This is a genomic window from Rhizobium sp. NZLR11, assembly GCF_019685115.1.
GTDB lineage: Bacteria > Pseudomonadota > Alphaproteobacteria > Rhizobiales > Rhizobiaceae > Rhizobium.
On the sequence record NZ_JABDWD010000051.1, the window covers coordinates 1 to 4369 of the forward strand.

Annotated in this window: 4 protein-coding genes; all 4 read left to right on the forward strand. The window is 62.0% G+C overall.

All coding sequences use genetic code 11. The features are described from left to right. Window positions 1-1194: ABC transporter substrate-binding protein (locus HJB83_RS33840; protein WP_221133271.1), on the forward strand; the 1194-nt coding region annotated here is incomplete at its 5' end. Window positions 1195-1335: 141 nt separating this feature from the next. Next, a complete protein-coding gene (locus HJB83_RS33845) occupies window positions 1336-2289 on the forward strand; it encodes a carbohydrate ABC transporter permease (RefSeq protein ID WP_207581918.1) in 954 nt (317 codons plus the stop codon). After that, on the forward strand, window positions 2286-3257 hold the full coding sequence (locus tag HJB83_RS33850; protein ID WP_207581917.1) for a carbohydrate ABC transporter permease: 972 nt from the start codon (window positions 2286-2288) through the stop codon (window positions 3255-3257). The genes HJB83_RS33845 and HJB83_RS33850 overlap by 4 nt, the downstream gene beginning before the upstream one ends. Window positions 3258-3260: 3 nt before the next feature. After that, window positions 3261-4369 (forward strand): ABC transporter ATP-binding protein (locus HJB83_RS33855; protein ID WP_221133272.1); only part of this gene is annotated, 1109 nt, incomplete at its 3' end.

Genomic DNA, 4369 nt, shown 5'->3' on the forward strand with positions numbered 1-4369 from the left:
GCAGCTGACGTAAAAGAAGTTCAGATGCTGCACTGGTGGACGTCTGGCGGCGAGGCAGCGGCGCTGAACGTTTTGAAGCAGGATCTGTCGAAGGAAGGTTTTGCCTGGAAGGACGTGCCGGTTGCCGGCGGCGGCGGTGATGCGGCGATGACGGCGTTGAAGGCGATGGTTGCCGCAGGCACCTATCCGACAGCCTCGCAGATGCTCGGCTATACCGTGCTCGATTATGCCCAGGCCGGCGTCATGGGCGACCTGACCGAGACGGCCAAGAAGGAAGGCTGGGACAAGTCGGTGCCGGCAGCGCTGCAGAAGTTCTCGGTTTATGACGGCAAGTGGGTCGCAGCCCCGGTCAACGTGCATTCGGTCAACTGGCTGTGGATCAACAAGGCGGTGATGGACAAGATCGGCGGCACCCAGCCGAAGAGCTTCGACGAGCTGATCGCGCTGCTCGACAAGGCCAAGGCTGCGGGTGTGATCCCGTTGGCGCTCGGCGGCCAGAACTGGCAGGAAGCGACGATGTTCGATTCCATCGTGCTGTCGACCGGCGGTCCGGAATTCTACAAGAAGGCTTTCAACGACCTCGACGAGGAATCGCTGAAGTCGGACACGATGAAGAAGTCCTTCGACAATCTGGCGACGATCATCAAATATGTCGATCCGAACTTCTCGGGCCGCGACTGGAATCTGGCGACCGCCATGGTCATCAAGGGTGATGCGCTGGTGCAGGTGATGGGCGACTGGGCCAAGGGCGAATTCGTCGCCGCCAAGAAGACCCCGAATACCGACTTCCTCTGCTACCGCTTCCCCGGCACCGAAGGCAGCGTCGTCTACAACTCCGACATGTTCGGCATGTTCAACGTCCCCGACGACCGCAAGGCGGCCCAGGTGGCGCTGGCGACCGCAACGCTGTCGAAGAGCTTCCAGTCGGCCTTCAACGTCGTCAAGGGTTCGGTGCCGGCCCGCACCGACGTTCCCGACACCGACTTCGACGCCTGCGGCAAGAAGGGCATCGCCGACCTGAAGGCTGCCAATGAGGGCGGCACGCTGTTCGGCTCGCTGGCCCAGGGTTATGGCGCACCGCCGGCCATCGCCAATGCCTACAAAGATGTCGTCTCGAAGTTCGTCCACGGCCAGATCAAGACCTCCGACGAAGCCGTCAAGCAGCTCGTCCAGGCGATCGACGACGCCCGCTGAGACCACGCTCGATGACACCGCTTCCCCGCGCATTGTCGCGGGGAAGCCTCAGGCTCCGACGATCATCCCGCGACGATTGTGCGGAGAGGCTATGCAGGGATCATGCAGGGCCACCATCATGCAGGAGGGAGACGACATTCCATGAGCACCGTTGCGACCACCGATCCGGTTCTGACGCCGGCGCAATCGACGCCGATCTCGCTCAGAGGCCGGCTGCAGGATGCGTTGCCGAAGATCGTGCTGGCGCCGAGCTTCGTCATCACCCTGGTCTTCGTCTACGGCTTCATCGTCTGGACGGCCTATCTGTCGTTCACCAATTCCAAGACCTTTCCGTCCTATGCGCTGACCGGGGCGCGCGCCTATCAGCGGCTGTGGCGCTGGACCTTCGAGAGCGATCCGCCGTCCTCCTGGTATACCTCGATCACCAACATGGCGATCTTCGGCTTTCTCTATATCGGCATCTGCCTGGCCCTCGGACTGTTCCTGGCCATCCTGCTCGACCAGAAGATCCGCGGTGAAGGCATATTGCGGCCGATCTTCCTCTATCCGATGGCGCTGTCCTTCATCGTCACCGGGGTTGCCTGGAAATGGTTCCTCGATCCCGGCCTTGGGCTCGAGCAGACGCTGCACCACTTCGGCTGGACGAGCTTCCACTTCGACTGGATCAAGAACAAGGACTTCGTCATCTACACCGTCGTCATCGCCGGTGTCTGGCAGGCGTCCGGCTTCGTCATGGCGATGTTTCTGGCCGGTCTTCGCGGCATCGACGGCGAGATCATGAAGGCGGCCCAGATCGACGGCGCTTCCGCTTTCCAGCTCTATCGGCGCATCGTCATTCCGCTCTTGCGGCCGATCTTTCTCTCGGCCTTCATCGTGCTCGCCCATATGGCAATCAAGTCCTACGACCTGGTGGTGGCGCTGACCTCCGGCGGCCCCGGCGGCTCGGCCTGGCTGCCATCGAACTTCATGTATGAATACACCTTCAAGCGCAACGAGATGGCCGTCGGCTCGGCCAGCGCCATCATCATGCTGATGACGATCTCGGCGATCATCGTTCCCTATCTCTATTCCGAACTGAAGGAGAAGGCGCGATGAGCAGCGTCACCTCTTCGACGATAACTGCGACCACACCGCCTTCGCAGAGCGGCGACAACAGGAATAACAACACCCGCTGGATCGGCCGGCTGGTCATCTACGGCCTGCTGGTCATCTTCGCCGTCCTCTATCTGATGCCGCTCTTCGTCATGCTTACCACCTCGTTCAAGACTATGGACGAGATCCAGAACGGCAACATGCTGGCGCTGCCGCAGACGCCGACCTTCGATCCCTGGATCAAGGCCTGGGGCGAGACCTGCGTCGGGCTGACTTGCGCCGGCATCAAGGGCTACTTCTGGAACTCGATCAAGATGGTGGTGCCGGCGGTGGCAATCTCCACCATCATGGGGGCGCTGAACGGCTATGTGCTGACCAAGTGGCGTTTCCCCGGCCATACGCTGGTGTTCGGGCTGATGCTGTTTGCCTGCTTCATCCCGTTCCAGTCGGTGCTCTTGCCGATGGCAACGATCCTCGGTTCGCTCGGCCGCTTCGGCATGACGCTGCAAAACGCCACCGGCTTTACCTTCGGCTTCGGCAATCCGACCGTCAATCTGGTCTTCGTGCATGTCGTCTACGGCCTCGGCTTCACCACGCTGTTCTTCCGCAATTTCTACGAGGCCTTTCCGACCGAGCTGGTAAGGGCCGCCCAGGTCGATGGCGCCAGCTTCTTCCAGATCTTCCGCCGCATCATGCTGCCGAACTCGCTGCCGATCATCGTCGTCACGGTGATCTACCAGTTCACCAATATCTGGAACGACTTCCTGTTTGCCTCGGCCTATGCCGGCACCGGTGATTCCATGCCGATGACGGTGGCGCTGAACAATGTCGTCAACACCTCGACCGGTGTGGTCGAATACAATGTCAACATGGCTGCGGCGATGATCGCGGCCGTTCCCACGCTGATCGTCTATATCCTCGCCGGCCGCTACTTCGTGCGCGGTCTGATGGCGGGCGCTGTCAAAGGGTAACCCATGGCCTTCCTCGAAATCTCCGGTCTCAGAAAACGCTTCGGCGCCATCGACATTCTCAAGGGGATCGACCTCGAACTCGAAAAGGGCGGCTTTCTCGTGCTGGTCGGCCCGTCCGGCTGCGGCAAGTCGACCCTGCTCAACACCATTGCCGGGCTGGAGACGATCACCTCTGGCGATATCCGCATCGACGGGCGCGATATCAGCGGCCTGCATCCCTCCAAGCGCGACATCGCCATGGTGTTCCAGTCCTATGCGCTCTATCCGAACATGACGGTGGCGGGCAATATCGCCTTCGGCATGGAGATCCGCGGCGTTCCGAAGGAGGAGCGCGCCAAGGCGATCAAGCAGGTCTCCGACATGCTGCAGATCGGCCATCTGCTCGACCGCAAACCGAGCCAGCTTTCCGGCGGCCAGCGCCAGCGCGTCGCCATGGGTCGGGCGCTGGTGCGCAATCCGCAGGTCTTCCTGTTCGACGAGCCGCTGTCCAATCTCGATGCCAAGCTGCGTGTCGACATGCGCACCGAGATCAAGCGGCTGCACCAGCGCATGGGCACCACCTTCGTCTATGTCACCCACGACCAGATCGAGGCGATGACGCTGGCGACCAAGATCGCCGTGCTGAAGGACGGGGTGCTGCAGCAGTTCGGCACGCCGGCCGAGATCTATAACAACCCCGCCAATCTGTTTGTCGCCGACTTCATGGGATCGCCGGCGATGAACCTGCTGAACGCCACCGTCGAGAATGGCGCGGCCGGGCTTGCCGTCGCGCTGGAGCGGCCGAACGCCGCCCCGCTCCGACTGCCGGTGGTCTCAGGCAATCACGGCCTGTCTTCCTATGCCGGAAAACAAGTGATCTTCGGCATCCGCCCGGAAGCCTTGACCGACCCCGACGGCGCCGACCGCAAGGCGCGCTCGCTGACCGAGGACGATTGCCTGATCGAGGTGGTCGAACCGGCCGGCTCCGACACCTTCGCCGTCACCAAGCTCGGCGGCAAATCCGTCGTCGCCCGCCTGCGCGCCGATGCCGGCATCGCTCCGGGACAGACAACTCGCCTTGCCTTCAATCTCGACAAGGCCGTGTTCTTCGATCCGGACAGCCAGGTGCGGAT